The 20,865-nt window shown below is 72.2% G+C and carries 17 protein-coding genes; 8 read left to right on the top strand and 9 right to left on the bottom strand.

Annotation, left to right across the window (positions count from 1 at the left end):
* Positions 1–71 precede the first annotated feature (71 nt).
* Positions 72–1,286: a PucR family transcriptional regulator gene (locus FHX46_RS12680; protein WP_243871265.1), complete on the top strand. Its 1,215-nt coding sequence runs from the start codon at positions 72–74 to the stop codon at positions 1,284–1,286.
* A gap of 7 nt (positions 1,287–1,293) precedes the next feature.
* On the opposite strand, the gene FHX46_RS12675 is transcribed toward FHX46_RS12680, so the two are convergent.
* The 7 genes from FHX46_RS12675 to FHX46_RS12645 all read right to left on the bottom strand — a co-directional run bounded on the left by FHX46_RS12675 (position 1,294) and on the right by FHX46_RS12645 (position 10,189).
* Positions 1,294–3,303 (bottom strand): bifunctional phosphatase PAP2/O-acyltransferase family protein, encoded by a 2,010-nt coding sequence (locus tag FHX46_RS12675; RefSeq protein WP_167113559.1) that lies wholly within the window; start codon positions 3,301–3,303, stop codon positions 1,294–1,296.
* 337 nt (positions 3,304–3,640) lie between these two features.
* Positions 3,641–4,327 carry a hypothetical protein gene (locus tag FHX46_RS12670; RefSeq protein ID WP_167113556.1) on the bottom strand — a complete coding sequence of 229 codons (687 nt, stop codon included), beginning with the start codon at positions 4,325–4,327 and terminating at the stop codon, positions 3,641–3,643.
* A 110-nt stretch (positions 4,328–4,437) separates the two neighbouring features.
* Entirely contained in the window at positions 4,438–5,415 is a 978-nt protein-coding gene (locus FHX46_RS12665; protein ID WP_167113553.1) for a DMT family transporter, read from the bottom strand.
* A 42-nt stretch (positions 5,416–5,457) separates the two neighbouring features.
* Complete coding sequence (locus tag FHX46_RS12660; RefSeq protein WP_167113550.1) at positions 5,458–6,219, bottom strand: SDR family NAD(P)-dependent oxidoreductase; 762 nt, start codon at positions 6,217–6,219, stop codon at positions 5,458–5,460.
* A 5-nt stretch (positions 6,220–6,224) separates the two neighbouring features.
* Complete coding sequence (locus tag FHX46_RS12655) at positions 6,225–6,815, bottom strand: FKBP-type peptidyl-prolyl cis-trans isomerase (protein ID WP_167113547.1); 591 nt, start codon at positions 6,813–6,815, stop codon at positions 6,225–6,227.
* 42 nt (positions 6,816–6,857) lie between these two features.
* Positions 6,858–9,125: an AAA family ATPase gene (locus tag FHX46_RS12650; protein WP_167121437.1), complete on the bottom strand. Its 2,268-nt coding sequence runs from the start codon at positions 9,123–9,125 to the stop codon at positions 6,858–6,860.
* A gap of 86 nt (positions 9,126–9,211) precedes the next feature.
* Positions 9,212–10,189 carry a heme o synthase gene (locus FHX46_RS12645; protein ID WP_167113544.1) on the bottom strand — a complete coding sequence of 326 codons (978 nt, stop codon included), beginning with the start codon at positions 10,187–10,189 and terminating at the stop codon, positions 9,212–9,214.
* Positions 10,190–10,508: 319 nt separating this feature from the next.
* Between FHX46_RS12645 and tkt the strand changes: the two genes are divergently transcribed.
* The 7 genes from tkt to FHX46_RS12610 all read left to right on the top strand — a co-directional run bounded on the left by tkt (position 10,509) and on the right by FHX46_RS12610 (position 20,106).
* Complete coding sequence (gene tkt / locus FHX46_RS12640) at positions 10,509–12,614, top strand: transketolase (protein ID WP_167113541.1); 2,106 nt, start codon at positions 10,509–10,511, stop codon at positions 12,612–12,614.
* Between the two features lie 21 nt (positions 12,615–12,635).
* Entirely contained in the window at positions 12,636–13,745 is a 1,110-nt protein-coding gene (gene tal / locus FHX46_RS12635; RefSeq protein WP_167113538.1) for a transaldolase, read from the top strand.
* Between the two features lie 3 nt (positions 13,746–13,748).
* Positions 13,749–15,365, top strand: coding sequence for a glucose-6-phosphate isomerase (locus tag FHX46_RS12630; protein ID WP_167113535.1), 1,617 nt, complete (start codon positions 13,749–13,751; stop codon positions 15,363–15,365).
* A 73-nt stretch (positions 15,366–15,438) separates the two neighbouring features.
* Positions 15,439–16,971, top strand: coding sequence for a glucose-6-phosphate dehydrogenase (gene zwf / locus FHX46_RS12625; protein ID WP_167107982.1), 1,533 nt, complete (start codon positions 15,439–15,441; stop codon positions 16,969–16,971).
* Entirely contained in the window at positions 16,968–17,969 is a 1,002-nt protein-coding gene (gene opcA / locus FHX46_RS12620; RefSeq protein ID WP_167113532.1) for a glucose-6-phosphate dehydrogenase assembly protein OpcA, read from the top strand. Before zwf ends, opcA begins: the two co-directional genes overlap by 4 nt.
* Positions 17,969–18,742 carry a 6-phosphogluconolactonase gene (pgl, locus tag FHX46_RS12615; RefSeq protein WP_167113529.1) on the top strand — a complete coding sequence of 258 codons (774 nt, stop codon included), beginning with the start codon at positions 17,969–17,971 and terminating at the stop codon, positions 18,740–18,742. The genes opcA and pgl overlap by 1 nt, the downstream gene beginning before the upstream one ends.
* Before the next feature lie 182 nt (positions 18,743–18,924).
* Positions 18,925–20,106 carry a sensor histidine kinase gene (locus FHX46_RS12610; protein WP_167113526.1) on the top strand — a complete coding sequence of 394 codons (1,182 nt, stop codon included), beginning with the start codon at positions 18,925–18,927 and terminating at the stop codon, positions 20,104–20,106.
* Between the two features lie 107 nt (positions 20,107–20,213).
* On the opposite strand, the gene FHX46_RS12605 is transcribed toward FHX46_RS12610, so the two are convergent.
* Positions 20,214–20,555: an RNA polymerase-binding protein RbpA gene (locus tag FHX46_RS12605; protein WP_167107970.1), complete on the bottom strand. Its 342-nt coding sequence runs from the start codon at positions 20,553–20,555 to the stop codon at positions 20,214–20,216.
* Between the two features lie 61 nt (positions 20,556–20,616).
* On the bottom strand, positions 20,617–20,847 hold the full coding sequence (gene secG, locus FHX46_RS12600; RefSeq protein WP_154758078.1) for a preprotein translocase subunit SecG: 231 nt from the start codon (positions 20,845–20,847) through the stop codon (positions 20,617–20,619).
* Positions 20,848–20,865: the final 18 nt, after the last annotated feature.

Genomic DNA, 20,865 nt, shown 5'->3' with positions numbered 1-20,865 from the left:
GTTGTCACGAGCTGACAGTATTGACCCGGACGATGGACGGCACGCGGGCTGGGCGAGTGGGGGTCCACGACATGGCGGGCAGACGGACGGAGACCAGCGACGGCAAGCTGGCGGATCTGGCGGCGGCGACCTCGCAGCGGCTGCCGCGGATGCTGGACGACGTGGCACGGCTGCTCGGCGAGCACTGGCCGGACTACGCCGAGTTCATCGTCACCGAGCGGGACGAGGTCCTGGTCTCGGCCAACATGTTCCTGCAGCGCCTGCTCCGGATGGCCAAGTGGGACATCGCCGAGCTGTCCGGGATCGCCGAGGGGGCCGACCGGTTCGGCGAACAGCCGCTGTTCGAGGAGATCGGGCGCGCGCAGTGGCAGCAGGGCCGCGATCTGACGAGCCTGCTGTCGGCGTACCAGATCGGCGCGCGCGTGGCGTGGCACCACGTCGCCGCGGTCGCGCTGGAGGTCGGAGTCCCCTCCGACATGTTCGCCTCGCTGGCCGAGGCGGTGTTCATCTTCGTGGACCAGCTGTCCTCGGCCTCGGCGCGCGGATACGTGCTGGAGCAGTCGGAGTCCGCGGCCACCCGGGAACGGTTGCGCGACGAACTCGCGGACATGCTGCTGTCGGACCGTTCCGATTCCGCCGCGATCCGCGCCGCGGCGGCCCGCGTGGACTGGCCGTTGCCGCGCCAGGCCGCGGTGGTCCTGGTGGAGCCGGACAACCCGGTCGGCAGCGCCCTGCTGGGCCGGCTGGGGCAGTCCTGCCTGCACGTCCGGCGGCAGCGGCTGGTCTGCGCGATCGTGCCCGATCCGGGCGGCCCGCAGCGCCGCCAGTGGCTGGCGTCGGCGTTGCGCGGCGCCGGGGCGGTGGTCGGGCACGCGGTGGCCCTGGAACACCTGCCGGCCAGCATGCACATCGCCGAGCTCGCCGCGCAGCTGCGCCGCGACCACGTGCTGACCGACGATCCGGTGTTCGTGGACGAGCACCTGGACTCGCTCATCGTGCACCGCGACGCGAAGCTGTTCGACGCCTTCCGCCACCAGTGCCTCGCTCCCCTGGCGCACCTGGGACCGGTCACGCGCAAGCGGTTGTGCGAAACGCTCGCCTGCTGGCTGCGGCACCTCGGCGACCGCCGGGCGATGGCGGAGGAACTGCACATCCACCCGCAGACCGTGCGCTACCGGATGACCCAGTTGCGGGAGCTGTTCGGGGAGAGCCTGGACGATCCGGACAACCGGCGCCGGCTCACGCTCGCCCTGGCCTGGGGCGGGTCCGAACCGGACGACCTGTGAGGACTTCTCAGTCCAGTTCCGCCAGCACCGCGCGGAACCCGGCGAGGAACTCGTCCACACTGTCCACCAGCGCCGCGTCCACGGTGGCGCTGAGGGAGAACGACCCGTACCAGCCGAGCACGCCGATGGTGAACGGGGTGCCCGGTGCGAGCGGGATGATGGCGAACGCGGTGCGCAGCGGGAAATGCCGGAAGCTCACCTGCCACGACGCCCCGGGCATGTTGGACACCGTGCCGTTGAAGAACCGTGCATTGTAGACAGTCCGGGCGAACCAGGCGTGCACGAACGCCGGCAGCAGCCCGGCCACCGTGTGCTGCACGAACCGGGACGCGACGACCCGGGTGCCGGTGCGCAGCCGCCTGGTGGCCTTGGCGATCCGCCGCAGGCGCTCGGCTTCGGGCATGTCCCCGAGCGGGATGTCGACCATCACCGCGGCGGTGACGTTGCCCTCCGCGCCCGGCCGGGGCTCGGCGGCCATCAGCGTGACCGACGTGAGCATCGACTCCGGCAGCGGCGCGACCGCCACCCGGCGCAGCGCACCGGCGACCCCGCCCAGCAGCAGGTCGGTCACCCGGACGCGGTGCCTGCGCGCCAGCTCGCGGACGTCGTCGAGCGGGATCTGCAGGGTGGCGTAGCGGCGATCCGGCGGGTTCCCGGCCGGCAGCTGGGACTTCGGCCGCCCGTCGGTGGCCAGCTGCGCCAGGCCCACCGCCCCGGCGGCGACCTTCTGCAGGACGGTGGGCCGTTTGGTGTCGTTGAGCCCGTCCAGCAGGCTCGGCGAGTCGAACAGGTCGAGCATCAGGCTGATCGTGCCGATGCCGTCGGCGACGGCGTGGTGCACCAGCGAGATCACCGCGGCGGTGTTCGTCTCGACCCCGCGCACGACCACGAACCGCCACAGCGGCCGGTCCCGCGGCAGGAGTTCGCCCTGGAACCGGGCGACCAGCTTGTGCAGCTCCCCCATGCCGCCGGGCGAGCCGTCCGGCCGGGTGAGGTCGAACTCGGGAACGTGCCAGTCCCAGTCGAGATCGGGGTGCGGCACCCAGTACTGCCGCCGCCAGGGCGAGTACTCCGACAGGCGCTGGGTGTAGCGGGGCAGGTCGGCGAGCTTGTCCCGGATCGCGGCCCGCACCCAATCGCCTGCCGGGCCGGCGGGATCGGCCGAGGTGTTCAGCATGATGAGCCCGCCCACGTGCTGGGGGTAGGCGGGCGTTTCCACGTGCAGGAAGAACGTGTCGGAGGCGGACACCCGGTCGACCGGCCGGGCGACCCGGGCGAGCCCGGTCGCGGCGGCGATGAGCACGGCGGCGCCGGCGGCGTCGATCCAGTAGTGGTTTCCGGTGGCGATGATGACCGCGAACGTGACGAGCACGTGCACCGCGCTGACGATCTGCACCACCCGGCCGCCGCTGATGCGCGCGAGGACCACCGACACCCACAACGCCCAGCCGACGTGCAGGGACGGCATCGCGGCCAGCTGGTTCGCCCCCTGCAACGCCGGGGAGCCCCAGGACAGGAACGTGTGCCCCAGGCGGACGGTGTCGACGAACCCGGCACCCGGGAGCATCCGGGGCGGCGCGACCGGGAACAGCCAGAAACAGGCGAGGGCGAACAGGTTGAGCCAGACGAAACTGGTGCGCACCGACCGGTAGTGGGCCGGGTACCGGGCGTGCACCCAGATCAGCAGGACGAGCGCGCTGACGATGTAGGTGATCGCGTACTCGTAGTTGGCGGCGACCCGGAGCCAGCCCTGCCCGGCGAGCCACTGGTTGACCGGCAGCTCGAAGTCCAGGTGCAGCATCCGCTCGAAGGCCAGCAACGCCTCGCCGCCGGCCTGTGCCCGCGCCTCACGATCGGGCAGCGGCAACGCCTCGACCAGCAGGTAGACGCCGAACACGGCGAGGCCGAGCAGCAGCTCACCCCACCAGCTCGGACGCCGGAGGGCCGCCGTGCGGGCATCCGGGACCACCGGGGACCGGGAGCGGAAACCGACCGTGAGCACACCGTCATATATCACGGTTCACCGTCACGGCGCTCGCCGCGAACCCGCCCGGAACAGCCAAGCCACCACCATGAGCAGCCAACACACCACCCGGAGGGACCAACACACCGCCCGGAGCGGCCAACACACCACCCGGAGCGGCCAACACACCACCCCCGCGTGTTCGCCAGTCGGCGCGGTGTGTTGGCCGGTCGCGGCGGCGTGTTCGCCAGTCGGCGCGCGGTGTGTTGGCCGGTCGGCGCGCCGTGTTCGCCAGTCGGCGCGGTGTGTTGGCCGCGCGCGGCGGCGTGTTGGGCGGTTGGCGTGCGTGGGCCGGGTGTGGAGAGGGGTGCGGGAGAGGAAGGGCCGCAGGTCAGGCGGCGGCGGGGGCCGGGCTGCGGCGGCCGGCCAGGCGGAGCGTCACGCCGTCCCGGCGGAGCTTGCGCCAGCCGTGCGCGGTGCAGATCGCCACGGTGAGCGCGGTCAGCAGGCCGCTGAGGAGGCCCCGCGACATCAGGCCGGCCTCGACGCCCCAGTGCAGGAAACCCAGGGTCATCCCGGCGTCGATGAGGCGCGAACCGCCCCACATCAGGGCCACCTCGACGAACACGCGGTTCACCGTGCGGTGCTTGAACAGCTCCGCGGGCAGCCGCACGAAGTCCTTGGCCAGGCGGGCCGTGATGGGCCGGCCGATCATCGCGCTGCCGACGAAGATGACGAACATCAGCACCGATCCGAGGACCGGTTGCAACACGTACACCGCCGCGCTGGACGTGATCAGCGCGACCGCGGCGCGTCCGATCAGCATGGCGGTGCACAGCAGCAGCGTGCGGGGCAGGTCGCGCTTCATCAGCCGTCGCGCGCCGATGACGAACGCGCTCCAGCCGATGACCGCGCACAACGCCGGCACGAGACCGACCATGTGCAGCAGCAGTGCCAGCAGCACGGTCGGCACGATGACGGTCTCGAGCAGCATGATGACTGCATCCTTGACCGTTTTGCCCAGATGCGGGATTTCGATCACCAGATGGCGCTCGCCGGACGACGCTCGGTGGTGCACGGGTTCCAGCCTCCAAGGGTCTGCCTGGACTGCGCGGGGGCAGCGCACTCATTGACAGGCTCTGTGGGTTCCACTGCTCGCCCGGGCGAAACCTACGCCGGAAACCTGAATTATTCCTGTGCGAGGGTGTCCGAAGAACGACGCCGGGCGGGGACGGTTCCGGAGAACCTATCACCTCCGGGGTAAACCCCGCGTTGGGCGGACCGGCTCGCTTCCGCCTGCACGCTCGGCGAGTGCGCCAGCCCGAACACGCCGAGACCGAGCAACACGGCCGCGCCGGCGGTGGCGGCCAGCGGACCGGGCTCGGTCACCAAGGTCGCGTTGAACGCCAGTAGTCCCAGGAAATAGCTGGCGGCGGGGTTGACGATGGACATGACGGCGATCGCCGCGGACAGCGACCCCGACCCGTACGCCTGCTGGCCGAGCAACAGCCCGGACAGGGTCGACAACGCCAGCACGTACCCCGGCCAGGTGATGGCGGTGTGAGCGACACCCTCGTTCAACAGCAGATCGGTGGTCACCTTCATCATGGCCGCGCTGATCGCGTAGCAGATCCCGGCCGCGGTCGCGATGAGCGCGCTGTGCACGAGCGGACCGCGGTGCTGGGCGACCTGGACGAGGGTGACGACGGTGGCGGCGGCGATCAGCACCGCGATCAGCAGGCGGCCCCGGTCCGGCGGCCCGTCCAGCGGTGCAGCCCCCTCGACCGCGAGGAACACCACCACGCCCCCGGTGATGGCGAGCCCGGCCAGCCAGTCCCGCAGCGGCGGCCAGCGCCGGATCGCGGCCGAGGCCATCGGCAGCGCGAACAGCAGCTCGGTGACCAGCAGCGGCTGCACCAGCGCGATCGAGCCGAAGTGCAGCGCGGCGGCCTGGCTGAAAAATCCCAACAGGTTGGTCGCCCATCCGGCGAGCCACACCCTCTTGCGCAACAGCTTGCGGATCAGCCACAGTACGGGGACCCGGTGCCGGGCGGCGCGACCGTCGACGTCGCTGTCGGCAACCTCGATCACCGCGCGTCGTTGCAGCGCGGCGGACGCGGCGAACAGGAACGCCGCGGCGAATCCGAGGAAGACCGGGACTAGCACGTCACTTGTCAGCGCTTCCAGTGGCGGAAAGATTCCGGGGCTTCAGCTCGAGCCCCCGAACCGGGCAGACAGTGCACGGTACACCGAGGGTGCCGTCGCCCGCACCACCGTGGGCAGCCTCAGCCAGCGCGGGACGTACTGCTCCGCCCGGCCCGTGGTGACCGCTTCGAGCACCGCGTCGGCGACCTTGACCGCCGGAACCGGTTTCGGGCTCCGCCGCTGGTAGGGGCGGCCGCGGCGGGCGAAGAACGCCGTGTCGACCACCCCGGGCACGACGACCCCGACGCGCACCCCGGTGCCCGCCAGTTCGAGCCGTAAGCTCTCCGCGAACATGTCCACCCCGGCCTTGGTCGCCGAGTAGACGCACTCCCCCGCGACCCCGGCCCGTCCCGCGATGGACGTGACGAAGACCACCGCCGCGCGGGGCCGCGCCAGCAGCCGGGGCAGCAGCGCGCGGGTCAGCTCGAGCGGGGCGGCGAGGTTCACCTCGAGCAACCGCCGCACGTCCGGACCGGACATCTCGGTCACCGGCCCTGCCCAGCCCAGGCCGGCGTTGTTGACGAGCACGTCGATCCGCTCCGCCCGCCGCGCGATCTCCTCCGCGGCCGCCTCGGCGGCGCCGGGCTCGGCGAAGTCGGCGCGGATGGCGATGGCGCCGGTGCGGTCGGCGATCGCGGCGAGCCGGTCACCGTCGCGGCCCTGCAGCACGAGGCGAGCACCGGCCTCGTGCAGCCGGAGCGCGGTGGCGGCCCCGATGCCGGAGGAGGCACCGGTGACCACCGCGACCGCACCGCGGACGTCCACCGGCGTCAGCCGGCGACCTGGACGGCGTCGACGACGAAGACGAGCGTCTCGTTCGGCTTGATCGGGCCGTTGCCGCGCGGGCCGTAGCCGAGGTTGGGCGGGACGACCAGCAGCCGGCGGCCGCCCTGCTTGATGCCGTCCAGGCCCTGGTCCCACCCGGGGATGGCGGTGCCCGCGCCGAGCGCGAACGAGAACGGCGTCGAGCCGAACGAGTTCTGCTGGTCGGTCTTGTCCGACCAGGTGACCAGGTCGTAGTTCATCTGCAGCGTGCTGCCGGCGTGCGCGGTGGCCCCGGTGCCCGGCTTGAGGTCCTTGGTCACCAGCTTGGTCGGGGCGGCGCAGGTGTCCGGGATCGTGATCGTCGGCTTGGCGCCGACGTCACCGGTCACCGTGATGTCGTCGGCGGTGCACTCGCGCGTGGCGTTGCTGCTCGTGCCGTGGGCCGCCGAGGCGCTCGTGGACGCCGCCGCCGGCTCGGGCGCCGGGTAGGTCGGGCCGCCACCGGGCGGGACGGACGACGGTTCCTGGTCGGGAGAGCAGGCCGCGACGGCGAGGGCGGCGGCCGCCGCGAGCACGATCTTGCCAGCGTTACGCATGGCGACACCTTAACCGGGCGCTGACCAGTCGGTTTCCGCGGGTTACCGCTCCGTGCAAAGAATCCCGAGGCGCTGCGTCGCGCGTGTGCAGGCGACGTAGAGGTCGTTCCAGCCGCGGGGCGACTCGGCCACGATGTCCTCCGGCGCGACCACCACGACGCCGTCGAACTCCAGGCCCTTGGCCTCGGCGACGGTGAGCACCGACACCGCCTCGCCGTGACCGTCCAATTCGGACCGGACCGCGTCCAGCCGGGCCGCGGGGGCCAGCACCGCGACGGTGCCGCCGTCCGCCGCCGCCACCTCGTCGTCCACCACGGACGCGAGCGGCCGCTCGCCCAGGGTGGCGCGCCACGGCTCGACACCGGTCTCGCGCACCGAGGTCGGTACCCGCAGGTCGGGATCGACCTCGTGGAGCGCCTCGGCGGCGACGTTCATGATCTCCACCGGGGTGCGGTAGTTGACCGTCAGCTGGCGCAGCCGCCACCGGTCCCCGACGTGACGGCCGAGCATCTCCTGCCAGGACGACGCGCCGCCGGGGGCACCGGTCTGGGCGACGTCGCCGACCACGGTCATCGACCGGGTCGGGCAGCGGCGCGCCAGCAGCCGCCAGTCCATCGCGGACAGCTCCTGCGCCTCGTCGACGATGACGTGCCCGAACGTCCAGGTGCGATCACGCGCGGCGCGCTGGGCGGCGGTGAGCCGGCTGCGGCGCTCCTGCCGTTCGGCGAACAGCTCGGCGTCGAGGACGTCGGCGATGCGGATCTGGTCCTCGTCGAGGATTTCCTCGTCCTGGTCCATGATGTCGAGCACACCCTCGGCGTAGGCGCGTTCCTCGCGCTCCCGGCGCTCGCGGGCGGCGCGCTCGGCGTCGTCGTCCTCGCCGAGCAGCTCGGCCAGCTCGTCGAGCAGCGGCACGTCGGCCGGGGTCCACGGCGACCGCGCGGGCCGCTGCACCGCCGCCCGGTCGGCGTCGGAGAGCAGCCCCTCCGACGCCGACCGCAGGCGGTCCGCGTCGCCGAGCAGGTCACGCAGCAGGCGCTGCGGGGTAAGCTTGGGCCACAGCTCGTCGAGCGCGGCCGCCACCGTCGCAGACCCGGCGAGCTCGGCGCGGATCTCCATCCGGTCCCGCGCGTCGAGCACCGGCGCGTCGGCGGTCTCCCCCGCGGCGAGCGGGATGTCCGGCACCCCGGCGAACAGGTCGACCTCCATGCGGACCGCGGCACGCTCGACCAGCGCGTCGAGCACGGCGTCGACGAACACCCGGCGCGCCACGTTGTGCGGCCGGCCGGTGCGCCGGGCCTTCTCCCGAGCCCGCTCCACCACCTCGCGGCGCAGGACCAGCACGTCGTCGTCGAACTCGACGGCGAACCGGTCCTCGGGCACGCGCTGGCGGTCGGCGACGGCCCGGGCGAGCACGTCGACCATGACCGGGCGCCCCTTGACCTCGGCGGCCTCGCGGCGCTCCGTGCCACGCGCCCGGACGCCGGGGAACAGCTGCCCGATCGTGGACAGCAGCACCCCGGTCTCACCCAGCGACGGCAGGACCTGGCCGATGTAGCGCAGGAAGGTGCTGTTCGGGCCGACCACGAGCACGCCGCGCGAGGCGAGCTGCTGGCGGTAGGTGTAGAGCAGGTAGGCCGCCCGGTGCAGGGCGACCGCGGTCTTGCCGGTGCCCGGCCCGCCCTGCACGACGAGGACACCACCGAGCTCGTCGCGGATGATGTCGTCCTGCTCGGCCTGGATGGTGGCGACGATGTCGCCCATCTCACCCGTGCGCTTGCGCTCCAGCGCCGCCAGCAGGGCGGCCTCGCCGGCCAGCCCGAGGTCGGCCTGCTGACCGCCGGCGGCCCGCAGGTCGAGGATCTCGTCGTCGAGACCGACGACCTTGCGGCTGAGCGTGCGGATGTGCCGTCGCCGCCGCACACCCTCCGGCGAGGCGGCGGTGGCCAGGTAGAACGGCCGGGCGGCCGGGGCGCGCCAGTCCAGCAGCAACGGCTCGTAGTCGCCGTCGGAGTCGAACAGCCCGATCCGGCCGATGTAGGCGGGCGCGCGGTCGTCGTGGAAGTCGAGCCGCCCGAAGCACAGGCCCTGCTCGACGGACCCGAGCTGCGCGAGGCGCTCGTGGTGCAGGCTGGTGGCCGCGTCGCGCTCGGCGCTCTCCTGCGGGGTTTCGCCGTGCGAGCGCAGCGCCCGGTCCAGGCGGCGCTCGGTGGTCGCGCGCTCGTCGTCGAGCCGGCGGTAGAGCATGGACACGTAGTCCTGCTCGTGCTGAAGGTCGGTGGTGCGGTGTGGTTCCCGGTCCTCAGCCACGGACAAGAGCAACCTGCTTTCGGCTTCGGGGACAAGTCGGCCAGGAAGCCAACGACGACCGGCGCCGGGGAATTCCCCGGACCGCGTCAGAACGGCAGGCCGAGGGCGGGCAGCCCGATCGCCGAGTCGACCGCGAGCGCGCAGAACAGGATCATCAGGTAGGTGTTCGACCGGTGGAACAGGGCCATCGGTTTGGTCTCCACCCCGCGCCGGACCGCCGAGTACAGGCGGTGCGCGTAGAAGAGGAACCACGCCCCGGCCAGCACCGCGAAGCCCGCGTACAGCCAGCTCGTCGCGGGCAGCAGGAGCAGCGTCCAGCCGACCATGACCCACGCGTAGATCAGGATCTGACGGGCCACGTGCTCCGCCGTGGCGACCACCGGCAGCATCGGTACGCCCGCGCGCTCGTAGTCGTCCCGGTACTTCATCGCCAGCGCCCAGGTGTGCGGCGGCGTCCAGAAGAAGATCACCGCGAACATCACGAACGCGGGCCACTGCACGGTGCCGGTGACCGCGGCCCAGCCGATCACCACCGGCATGCACCCGGCGGCACCGCCCCACACCACGTTCTGCGCCGTGCGCCGCTTGAGCACCAGCGTGTACACGAAGATGTAGAACAGGATCGTGGCGATCGCCAGCACAGCGGCCAGCAGGTTCACCGTGAAGTACAGCATCGCGAACGACCCGAGCCCCAGCGCCAGGGCGAACACCAGCGCGTTGCGCCGGGGCACCGAGTCGCGCACCAGCGGGCGCCGCTTGGTGCGCTTCATCACCTTGTCGATGTCGGCGTCGATCACGCAGTTCAACGCGTTCGCACTGCCCGCGGCCATGGTGCCGCCGACCAGTGTCGCCAGCATCAGCCACGGCGACGGGATCGTGCGCGCGGCGAGGAACATCGCCGGGATGGTGGTGACCAGCAGCAGCTCGATGACCTGTGGCTTGGTCAGGGCGACGTAGGCGCCGACGATCCGGCTCACGCGCCGCAGACCGCGCGGGCGCTCGCCTCCGGGGTCGACAGCGCTGGTGCTGTCACTGCGCCCGTGCGCAGCGTTCACCAACGACAATTCCGCTCCCTGAGTCAGATTCGGTGGCACCGGGACGGCCCGGCGCCACAACCGATCGTAATCGCCGGGCCGCGGCCCCGCGTGCACCGGGGTGCACAGGGCGGTGCACAGGGGGTGGGCTGCGGGGTGTGTCGGCCCCGCGGCCGCCGGGTACCCGACCCATTAGGCTGGCGCGGGGGTTTGCGCTTGTGGTCGTGCGCACGCCCGCTGGCAGGAATATCGGCTCTTCGGGATCGATTGAGATGAGTGGAGCCTGCGCGCGCGAAGACCCCCACCAACAGAAGAGATGCCACCGACAAGGACGGGGAGTTCGAGTTCAGTGTCCGATATCGCCTCCATCAGCGAGAACAACCCACTGCTGCGGCGGAACCTGCCCGCCGACTGGACCGACCTCGACACCCGTGCGGTGGACACCGTCCGGGTGCTCGCCGCCGACGCGGTCGAGAACTGCGGCAGCGGTCACCCCGGCACCGCGATGAGCCTGGCGCCCGTCGCGTACGCGCTGTTCCAGCGGATCATGCGCCACGACCCCAGTGACCCGGAATGGCCCGCGCGGGACCGCTTCGTCCTGTCCGCCGGGCACTCCAGCCTGACGCTCTACATCCAGCTGTTCCTCGCCGGCTACGGCCTCGAGCTGGAGGACCTCAAGCAGCTGCGCAAGTGGGGCTCGAAGACCCCGGGTCACCCGGAGTACCAGCACACCAAGGGTGTGGAGACCACCACCGGCCCGCTGGGCCAGGGTCTGGCCAACGCGGTCGGCATGGCGATGGCGGCCCGCCGCGAGCGCGGCCTGCTCGACCCCGAGCCCGCGCCCGGCGAGAGCATCTTCGACCACCACATCTTCGTGATCGCCTCGGACGGCGACATCGAGGAGGGCGTGACCTCGGAGGCCTCCTCCATCGCCGGCCGCCAGGAGCTGGGCAACCTGGTCGTGATCTACGACGACAACAAGATCTCGATCGAGGACGACACCAACATCGCGCTGTCCGAGGACACCGCGAAGCGCTACGAGGCCTACGGCTGGCACGTGCAGGTCGTCGAGGGCGGTGAGGACGTCGTCGCCATCGAGGAGGCCATCGCGGCCGCCAAGGCGGAGACCACCCGCCCGTCGTTCATCCTGCTGCGCACCGTGATCGGCTACCCGGCGCCGAACAAGATGAACACCGGCAAGGCGCACGGCGCCGCCCTGGGCGCCGACGAGGTCGCGGCCGTCAAGGAGATCCTGGGCTTCGACCCGGAGCGCAGCTTCCAGGTCGAGGACGAGGTGCTGGCGCACACCCGCAAGGCGCTGGAGCGCGGCAAGCAGGAGCGCGCCGCCTGGCAGGAGCGCTACGAGGAGTGGGCCGCGGCCAACCCGGAGCGCAAGAAGCTGGCCGACCGGATGGCCACCCGCGACCTGCCCGAGGGCTGGTCCGACAAGCTGCCGTCCTGGGAGCCCGACGCCAAGGGCGTCGCCACCCGCAAGGCGTCCGGCGAGGTCCTCAACGCGCTGGCCGACGTGCTGCCGGAGCTGTGGGGCGGCTCGGCCGACCTGGCCGAGAGCAACAACACCACGATGAAGGGTGCCGACTCGTTCGGCCCGGAGAAGGCCTCCACCGGCATGTGGCAGGCCAACCCCTACGGCCGCACCCTGCACTTCGGTGTCCGCGAGCACGCGATGGGCTCGATCCTCAACGGCATCGCGCTGCACGGCGGCACCCGCCCCTACGGCGCCACCTTCCTGGTGTTCAGCGACTACATGCGCCCGCCGGTGCGGCTGGCCGCGCTGATGCACGCGCCGGTCATCTACGTGTGGACGCACGACTCGATCGGCCTCGGCGAGGACGGCCCGACGCACCAGCCGATCGAGCACCTGGCCGCGCTGCGCGCCATCCCGGGCCTGAACGTGGTCCGGCCGGCCGACGCGAACGAGACGGCCGGTGCCTGGAAGGCCGCGCTGGAGGACAAGCGCCACCCGTCCGGCCTGGCGCTGACCCGCCAGAACGTGCCGGTGCTGGAGGGCAGCTCGGCCGAGGCCGTCGCCAAGGGCGCCTACGTGCTCGCCGACGCCTCCTCCGGCACCCCGGAGGTCGTGCTGATGGCCACCGGGTCGGAGGTCCAGCTGGCGGTCGAGGCGCGCAAGACGCTGGAGGCCGAGGGCGTGCCCACCCGGGTCGTGTCGGTGCCGTGCGTGGAGTGGTTCGAGGCGCAGGACGAGTCCTACCGCGAGTCGGTCCTGCCCAGCGGGGTGAAGGCCCGCGTGTCGGTCGAGGCCGGCATCGCGCAGCCGTGGTACCGCTGGGTCGGCGACGCCGGTGAGATCGTCTCGATCGAGCACTTCGGGGCCTCGGCCGACTACCAGACCCTGTTCCGCGAGTTCGGGTTCACCGCCGACGCCGTGGTCGACGCCGCGCGGCGCTCGCTCGCCAAGACCAAGAATTCCTGATCATCCGAAGGGGATGAAGTCATGAGCGACAACCTTGCTCAACTGTCCCAGGCCGGCGTGTCCATCTGGCTCGACGACCTGTCCCGTGAGCGGCTGAACTCCGGCAACCTGGCCGGCCTCATCCGCGACCGGCACGTCGTCGGCGTGACCACGAACCCGACGATCTTCGCCAACGCCCTGTCCCGGGGCGAGTCCTACGACGAGCAGGTCCGCGAGCTCGCCGCCCGCGGCGCCGACGTGCACGCCGTCGTCCGCGAGCTGACCACCACCGACGTGCGCAACGCCGCGGACCTGTTCCGCGACATCTACACCCGCACGAACGGTGTGGACGGCCGCGTGTCGATCGAGGTCGACCCGCGCCTGGCGCGTGACGCGGACAAGACGGCCGCCGAGGCGCAGGACCTGTGGAAGACGGTCGACCGGCCGAACATCTTCGTCAAGATCCCGGCGACCGAGGAGGGCCTGCCGGCGATCACCAAGACGCTCGCCGAGGGCATCAGCGTCAACGTCACGCTGATCTTCTCCGTGGAGCGGTACCGCAAGGTGATCGAGGCCTTCTTCGCCGGCCTGGAGCAGGCCAAGGCCAACGGCCACGACCTCGCCACCATCGAGTCGGTCGCGTCGTTCTTCGTGTCCCGGGTGGACACCGAGGTGGACAAGCGGCTGGACGCGATCGGCACCGACGAGGCCAAGGCGCTGCGCGGCGAGGCCGCCATCGCCAACGCCCGGCTGGCCTTCGCCGCCTACGAGGAGCTGTTCGCCACCGACCGCTGGCAGGCGCTGGCCGCGGCGGGCGCCCGGCCGCAGCGGCCGTTGTGGGCCTCCACCGGGGTGAAGGACCCGTCCTACTCCGACACCCGCTACGTCGACCAGCTGGTGGTCGCCGGCACGGTCAACACCATGCCGGAGAAGACGCTGGACGCCGTCGCCGACCACGCGCGGATCGAGGGCGACAAGGTCACCGGGACCGGCGCGCAGGCGCAGGAGGTGTTCGACAAGCTCGCCGCGGTGGGCATCGACATCACCGACGTCTTCCTGACCCTGGAGAACGAGGGCGTCGACAAGTTCGACAAGTCCTGGGCCGAGCTGCTCGAGACGGTCACCGGCCAGCTCGAGAAGGCGAAGGGCTGACCCGTGGTGGGGGAACGACTGACGGTCACGATCAGCGACGGGGAGCTGGCCGCGCAGGCCGCTCCCCTGGTCGACCAGCTCGTCGCCGACCAGGTCGCCAGCAAGGTCGCGGCCCAGGACCCCACGCTGTGGGGTCCCGACGCCGAGTCCGAGGCGTCGATCCGGCTGTCCTGGACCACGCTGCACAAGTCGTCGCGGCCGCTGATCGGTGAGATCGAGGCGCTGCGCGAGGAGCTGCGCAGCGAGGGCGTGGACCGGATCGTCCTCGCCGGGATGGGCGGTTCCTCGCTCGCCCCGGAGGTCATCGCGGCGACCGAGCACGTGGCGCTGACGGTGCTGGACACCACCGACCCGGGCCAGGTCGCCGACGCGCTCGCCGGCGACCTCCAGCGCACGGTGCTGGTGGTTTCGTCGAAGTCCGGCGGCACGGTGGAAACCGACAGCCACCGCCGGATCTTCGCGAAGGCGTTCGCCGAGAACGGGATCGACGCCGCGCGCCGGATCGTCGTGGTCACCGACCCGGGCTCGCCGCTGGCGGAGCTGGCCGAGAAGGAGGGGTACCGCAAGGTGTTCCTCGCCGACCCGCACGTGGGCGGCCGCTACTCGGCGCTCACCGCGTTCGGGCTGGTGCCCGCCGGGCTGGCCGGGGCGGACATCGCCCGGCTGCTCGACCAGGCCGCGGCCGCCGCGCAGGTGCTCGGTTCCGACAGCCCCGACAACCCGGCCCTCCAGCTGGCCGCCGCGTGGGGTGCCGCGCACAACGCCGGCGCGGAGAAGGTCGTGCTGGCCGACACCGGCTCGGGCATCACCGGCTTCGCCGACTGGGCGGAGCAGCTGATCGCCGAGTCCACCGGCAAGCTCGGCACCGGACTGCTGCCGGTGGCCGTGGACGGCCCGGCCGCACCCGGTTTCGCCGATGCCAAGGCCGACGCGACGCCGGTGGCGATCGGCCCCGACACCGGCAACGCCGCGGTGTCCACCACCGGCTCCCTGGGCGCGCAGTTCCTGCTGTGGGAGTTCGCCACGGCGATCGCCGGGCGCCTGCTGAAGATCAACCCGTTCGACCAGCCGGACGTGGAGGCCGCGAAGAAGGCCGCGCGGGCGCTGCTGGACGACCCGTCGAAGCTCTCCGGCGGCGAGACGCCGAGCGCGACCGACGACGCGGTGGAGATCTTCGCGCCCGCCGGGGTCTCCGGCGACGGCACGCTGCCGGATGTGCTGCGGGAGTTCCTGGCGACCGCGCCCGAGGGCGGCTACCTCGCGGTGCAGGCCTACCTGGACCGGCTCGACGACGCCTCGGCCGCGCTGCTGCGGCCGGAGCTGGCGAAGCGGACCGGGCTGCAGACCACCTTCGGGTGGGGGCCGCGGTTCCTGCACTCGACCGGCCAGTACCACAAGGGCGGCCACCAGAACGGCATCTTCCTGCAGATCACGGGGGCCAGCGAGAACGACCTGGACGTGCCGGACCGGCCCTACACACTGGGCCAGTTGCAGCACGCGCAGGCGCTCGGTGACGGCCAGGTGCTGACCGAACACGGCCGCCCGGTGCTGCGGCTGCACCTGACCGACCGGGCCGCGGGCCTGGCCCAGCTCATGCGTGCGGTACAGGAGGCTCAGTGAGGGAGCGTGTGACCGGACCGTGCACCACAGCAGTGCTGGTGGCCCGGTCCGCCGAGTACGTCGAGGCGGTGCGATGAGCAGCAAGGGGTGGACCAACCCGTTGCGGGATCCCCGCGACAAGCGGTTGCCGCGCATCGCCGGGCCGTCCAGCCTGGTGATCTTCGGCGTCACGGGTGACCTGTCGCGCAAGAAGCTGATGCCGGCGATCTACGACCTCGCCAACCGCGGGCTGTTGCCGGCCGGGTTCTCCCTGGTCGGCTTCGCCCGGCGGGACTGGGAGGACGAGGACTTCGGGCAGCTGGTGCACGACGCGGTGGCCGAGCACGCGCGGACCCCGTTCCGCGAGTCGGTGTGGAACCGGCTCGCCGAGGGCATCCGCTTCGTGCAGGGCACCTTCGACGACGACGACGCGTTCGACCGGCTCGCGCAGACCGTGCGCGAGCTGGACGCCGAACGCGGCACCGGCGGCAACACCGCGTTCTACCTGTCGATCCCGCCGGGCGCGTTCCCGGTGGTGACCAAGCAGCTGGCGCGGTCCGGGCTTGCGCAGTCCGACGACGAGTCGTGGCGGCGGGTGGTGATCGAGAAGCCGTTCGGGCACGACCTGGCCAGCGCCAAGGAGCTCAACGCGATCGTCAACGACGTCTTCCCCGAGGAGTCGGTGTTCCGCATCGACCACTACCTCGGCAAGGAGACCGTCCAGAACATCCTCGCGCTGCGCTTCGCCAACCAGCTGTTCGAGCCGATCTGGAACGCCAACTACGTGGACCACGTGCAGATCACCATGGCCGAGGACATCGGCCTGGGCGGCCGCGCCGGCTACTACGACGGCATCGGCGCGGCGCGCGACGTGATCCAGAACCACCTCCTCCAGCTGCTCGCGTTCACCGCGATGGAGGAGCCGCTGTCGTTCGAGCCGCGGGCACTGCGGGCGGAGAAGATCAAGGTGCTGCGGGCCACCAAGCCGATGGAGCCGTTCGCCGAGACCACGGCGCGCGGCCAGTACACCGGTGGCTGGCAGGGCGGCAAGAAGGTGCCGGGCCTGTTGCAGGAGGCCGGGTTCGCCAAGGACTCGACCACCGAGACCTACGCCGCGGTGTCGCTGGAGGTGCAGAACCGCCGCTGGGCCGGGGTGCCGTTCTACCTGCGCACCGGCAAGCGGCTGGGACGGCGGGTCACCGAGATCGCGGTGGTGTTCAAGCGGGCGCCGCACCTGCCGTTCGACTACACCTCCACCGAGGAGCTGGGGCAGAACGCCCTGGTGATCCGGGTGCAGCCGGACGAGGGCGTGACGCTGCGGTTCGGCTCGAAGGTGCCGGGCACCACGATGGAGGTCCGCGACGTCACGATGGACTTCGGCTACGGGCACGCGTTCACCGAGTCCTCGCCGGAAGCCTACGAGCGGCTGATCCTGGACGTGCTGCTCGGCGAGCCGTCGTTGTTCCCGGTCAACGAAGAGGTCGAGCTGTCCTGGCGGATCCTGGACCCGATCCTGGAGTTCTGGGCGAAGCACGGCGCGCCGGAGCCCTATCCCCCGGGCACGTGGGGCCCGCAGTCCGCGGACGAGGTCCTGCAGCGCAGCGGCCGGAACTGGAGGCGCCCGTGATCATCGACCTGCCCTCGACCACGACCTCGCAGGTCAACCGGAAGATGGTCGAGCTGCGCGAGCGCGGCGGCGCCGTCGCGCTGGGCCGGGTGCTGACGCTGGTGATCGTCGACGACGACGGCGAGCACCTGGAGGAGCACATCGACGCGGCCAACGAGGCCAGCCGCGAGCACCCGTGCCGGGTGATCGTGCTGGCCCGCGGATCACGCACGGCCGCGGCCCGGATCGACGCGCAGATCCGCGTCGGCGGCGACGCCGGCGCGAGCGAGGTCATCATCCTGCGGCTGTACGGCCCGCTGGCCTCGCAGGGTCAGAGCGCGGTGATCCCGCTGCTGCTGCCCGACGCGCCGATCGTGGCGTGGTGGCCCAGCTCCGGGCCGAAGGTGCCGGCGGAGGACCCGATCGGGCAGCTGGCGCAGCGCCGGATCACCGACTCGGCGGCGGAGCGCAACCCGATCAGGGCGCTGTCGGCGCGGCGGAAGTCGTACGTGCCGGGTGACACCGACCTGGCCTGGACGCGGCTGACGAACTGGCGGGCCCAGCTGGTGGCCGCGCTGGACCTGCCGCCGTACGAGAAGATCACCGGCGCGACGGTCACCGGCGAGGCGGATTCGCCGTCCACCGAGCTGCTGGCGGGGTGGCTGGCCGAGTACCTGAAGGTGCCGGTGCGCCGGGTCAAGACGACCACCGCGCAGGGCATCGTGTCCGTGGAGATGGAGCGCCGGTCGGGCGCGATCGCCCTGCACCGGCCGGACGGCAAGGTCGGCACGCTCATGCAGCCGGACCAGCCCACCCGGCGGATCGCGCTGCACCGGCGCAACACCAAGGACTGCCTGATCGAGGAACTGCGGCGGCTCGACCCGGACGAGGTGTTCGAGGCGGCGTTGCAGGGCCTGGACAAGTTGTCCGCGGGGTCGGCGGGCGCCGCCAGGAAGAAGCCCGCCGCGAAGAAACCGGCGCAGTCGGTGAAGCCGGCGCAGTCGAAGGCGAGCGCCTGATGGCGGAGGTCGTGGTGTACGCGAGCGGCGAGCTGCTCGCGGCCGCGGCGGCGGCCCGGCTCGTGACGCGCCTGGTGGACCTGCAGAGCGCGAAGGGTTCGGCGTCGCTGGTGCTGACCGGCGGCGGTACCGGGATCGCGGTGCTGGAGCAGTTGCGCCGCTCCCCCGCCCGGGACGCGGTGGACTGGTCCCGGCTCGACATCTACTGGGGCGACGAGCGGTTCGTGCCCGCGGACGACGACGAGCGCAACGAGAAGCAGGCGCGTGCGGCGCTGCTGGACCACGTGCCGGTCGACCCGGAGCGCGTGCACGCGATGGCGCCCTCCGACGGCGAGTTCGGGGACGACGTGGACGCGGCCGCGGCCGCCTACGCGCGCGTGCTGGCGGACAACGCGCAGCCGGAGGACCACGGCGACGTGCCGTCGTTCGACATCTGCCTGCTCGGCCTCGGCGGCGAGGGGCACACCGCGTCGGTGTTCCCGGAGTCGCCGGCGGTGTACGAGACGGAGCGCAGCGTCGTGGCGGTGCGCAACTGCCCGAAGCCGCCGCCGACGCGGGTGTCGCTGACCCTGCCCGCGATCCGCCGCGCGCACGACGTATGGCTGATGACCACGGGCGAGGCGAAGGCGGACGCGGTGGCGCTGGCCCTGTCCGGCGCGGGCGAGGTCCAGCTGCCCGTGGCCGGTGCCCAGGGCCGGCGGCGCACGTTGTGGCTGCTCGACCGGACGGCGGCGAGCAAGCTGTCGCACGTCTACCAGCCACCCACGGCCTGAGTCCACCGGGACAAGGCCCGCCGGTACTGCCGGCGGGCCTTTCTCGTGCTGGTGACGCGACGGCGATTCACGGCCCGCCCCGCGTTCTCGTTAGCATCCGCACATTGTTGCGGCGGCCCGCGTCCCGCTCGGACGGCTGGGGACTCTCCTAGACAGTCCACGAGACGAGTGAGGTCGCAACCATGAGCTCCGAGGGACTGTCCATCGGGATTTCGGTCGGCGGCCCGGGCGCGGGGGCCGCCGGCCGGGCACACCGCCGCCCGGCCGGCGCCCGCCGGTCCGGGTGGGTGCCGCTCGCGGTCGATGTCACCGCGATCCTCGTCGCCGCGCTCGACGTCTGGCTCGTCATCCCGGCGGAGGCACCGCCCTACTCGATCCCGCTGTCCGCGCTGGCCTGCCTCGCACTGGCCGCGCGCCGCCGGCTGCCCTTCGGCGCGGTGCTGCTGACTGTGCCCGGCTTCCTCGCCGGCTGGTCCCAGCTGGCGGCGATGATCGCGCTGGGCGCGCTGGCCACCCGCAAGCAGAGGCACTGGCAGGTGTGGGCCGGCGCGGTGCTGGTGTGGGCGTGCCGGTTCGTGCGGTGGCCGCCCGGCGACTTCGCCCAGCTGGGCTGGCGTGAACACGTGCTCGACGGCATCTACGGCGTGCTCGTCGCGGGCATGCCGATCGCGATCGGCCTGCTCGCCGGGGCTCGCGCGCAGCTGGCCCGGAGGCTGGGCGAGCTGACCGCGAGCCGCGACCGGGAACGCCGGCTCGCCGCCGATGCCGTGCGTGCGGAGGAACGGGCCCGCCTCGCCCGGGAGATGCACGACGTGGTGTCCCACGACATCACGCTCATCGCCATGCAGGCCGGGGCGCTCACCGCCCAGGACCCGCCGTCCGCGCGGCAGACCGCGGAGATCATCCGGCAGCTGTCCACCCGCACCCTGGAGGAGCTCCGGTCACTGGTCGGGGTTCTGCGCTCCGGCGGCGAGGGCGACGGCCCGCACCCCGGCATCGGTGAGCTCGGCCGCCTGGTGCACAACTGCGACCTCGCCGTGCGGCTGACCATGGACGCGGTGCCCGAGCAGGTGCCGCCGAAGGTGTCGGCGGCGGCCTACCGGACGGTGCAGGAGGCGCTGACGAACGTGTGCAAGCACGCGCCCGGTGCGCCCGCGACGGTAGTCGTCCGCGGCGGGGACGGCGCGTTGAACGTGGAGATCCGCAACGAGCGGCCCCGGCGGGAACCGCCCGCGCTCCCGTCGGGCGGGTACGGGCTTACCGGGCTCGCCGAACGGGCCCGGCTGCTCGGCGGCAGCCTGGAGATGTGCGCCACCGAGGACGGTGGTTTCCGGATCCGCGCCCGCTACCCGCTCGGGGCCTGACCACCGACGCCCGCGAGCGCTGCCGGCGGGACCCCGGAAATGCGGAACGGACCCGTTCCGCCGGTGCGCGCCGGCGGGACGGGTCCGTCCGTGGTGTCCGCGATTCCTCAGATCTGACGGCGCTGACGCAGCCGCTCGAGCGCCTCGGCGAGGATGGCCTCACCGTCGGCGTCGCTGCGCCGTTCCTTCACGTACGCCAGGTGGGTCTTGTACGGCTCGGTCCGCGGCGCTGCCGGCGGGTTCTTCTCGTCCTGACCGGCGGGCAGCCCGCACCGCGGGCAGTCCCACTCCGCCGGGATCTCCGCCTCGACCGCGAACGACGGCTGGGACTCGTGCCCGTTGGCACACCAGTACGACACCCGGCGGCGGGGAGCGGCCTCACCGCGCTCCGACTCACCGGACGGACCGGCACCGACCCTGGTGCCCCTGATTGCGTTACCGCCAACCATGAATCCTCACAGTGTGATAGGCGGCGCACCCCCCATAGGCACGCCCGTGCGTTTCAGTCCGTCACACCTTCAGCAGCAGCCCCAGGCCCACGATGCTGATCAGCCAGATGGCACCGAGCAGCAGCGTGATGCGGTCGAGGTTCTTCTCGGCCACGCTCGACCCGGAGAGGCTGGACTGCATGCCACCCCCGAACAGCGAGGACAACCCGCCACCGCGCCCGCGGTGCAGCAGCACGGCGATCACGAGCAGCACGCTGGACGCGATCAGCAGGATTTGCAGGAACAGCTTCATCTCATCCTCTGGTCTTCG

The sequence above is a fragment of the Amycolatopsis viridis genome, from assembly GCF_011758765.1.
In the GTDB taxonomy this organism is placed as follows: Bacteria; Actinomycetota; Actinomycetes; order Mycobacteriales; family Pseudonocardiaceae; genus Amycolatopsis_E; species Amycolatopsis_E viridis.
Note: the sequence above shows the minus strand (reverse complement) of the source record. Positions and strands in the feature narration are given on the sequence as shown.

Bases quoted from the DNA above. Each gene is read 5' to 3' on its own strand.
- pgl (WP_167113529.1), top strand. From the start codon at position 17,969: ATGGCGGAGGTCGTGGTGTACGCGAGCGGCGAGCTGCTCGCGGCCGCG.
- FHX46_RS12610 (WP_167113526.1), top strand. From the start codon at position 18,925: ATGAGCTCCGAGGGACTGTCCATCGGGATTTCGGTCGGCGGCCCGGGC.
- tal (WP_167113538.1), top strand. From the start codon at position 12,636: ATGAGCGACAACCTTGCTCAACTGTCCCAGGCCGGCGTGTCCATCTGG.
- secG (WP_154758078.1), bottom strand. From the start codon at position 20,847: ATGAAGCTGTTCCTGCAAATCCTGCTGATCGCGTCCAGCGTGCTGCTC.
- FHX46_RS12655 (WP_167113547.1), bottom strand. From the start codon at position 6,815: ATGCGTAACGCTGGCAAGATCGTGCTCGCGGCGGCCGCCGCCCTCGCC.
- zwf (WP_167107982.1), top strand. From the start codon at position 15,439: ATGAGCAGCAAGGGGTGGACCAACCCGTTGCGGGATCCCCGCGACAAG.
- FHX46_RS12680 (WP_243871265.1), top strand. From the start codon at position 72: ATGGCGGGCAGACGGACGGAGACCAGCGACGGCAAGCTGGCGGATCTG.
- FHX46_RS12605 (WP_167107970.1), bottom strand. From the start codon at position 20,555: ATGGTTGGCGGTAACGCAATCAGGGGCACCAGGGTCGGTGCCGGTCCG.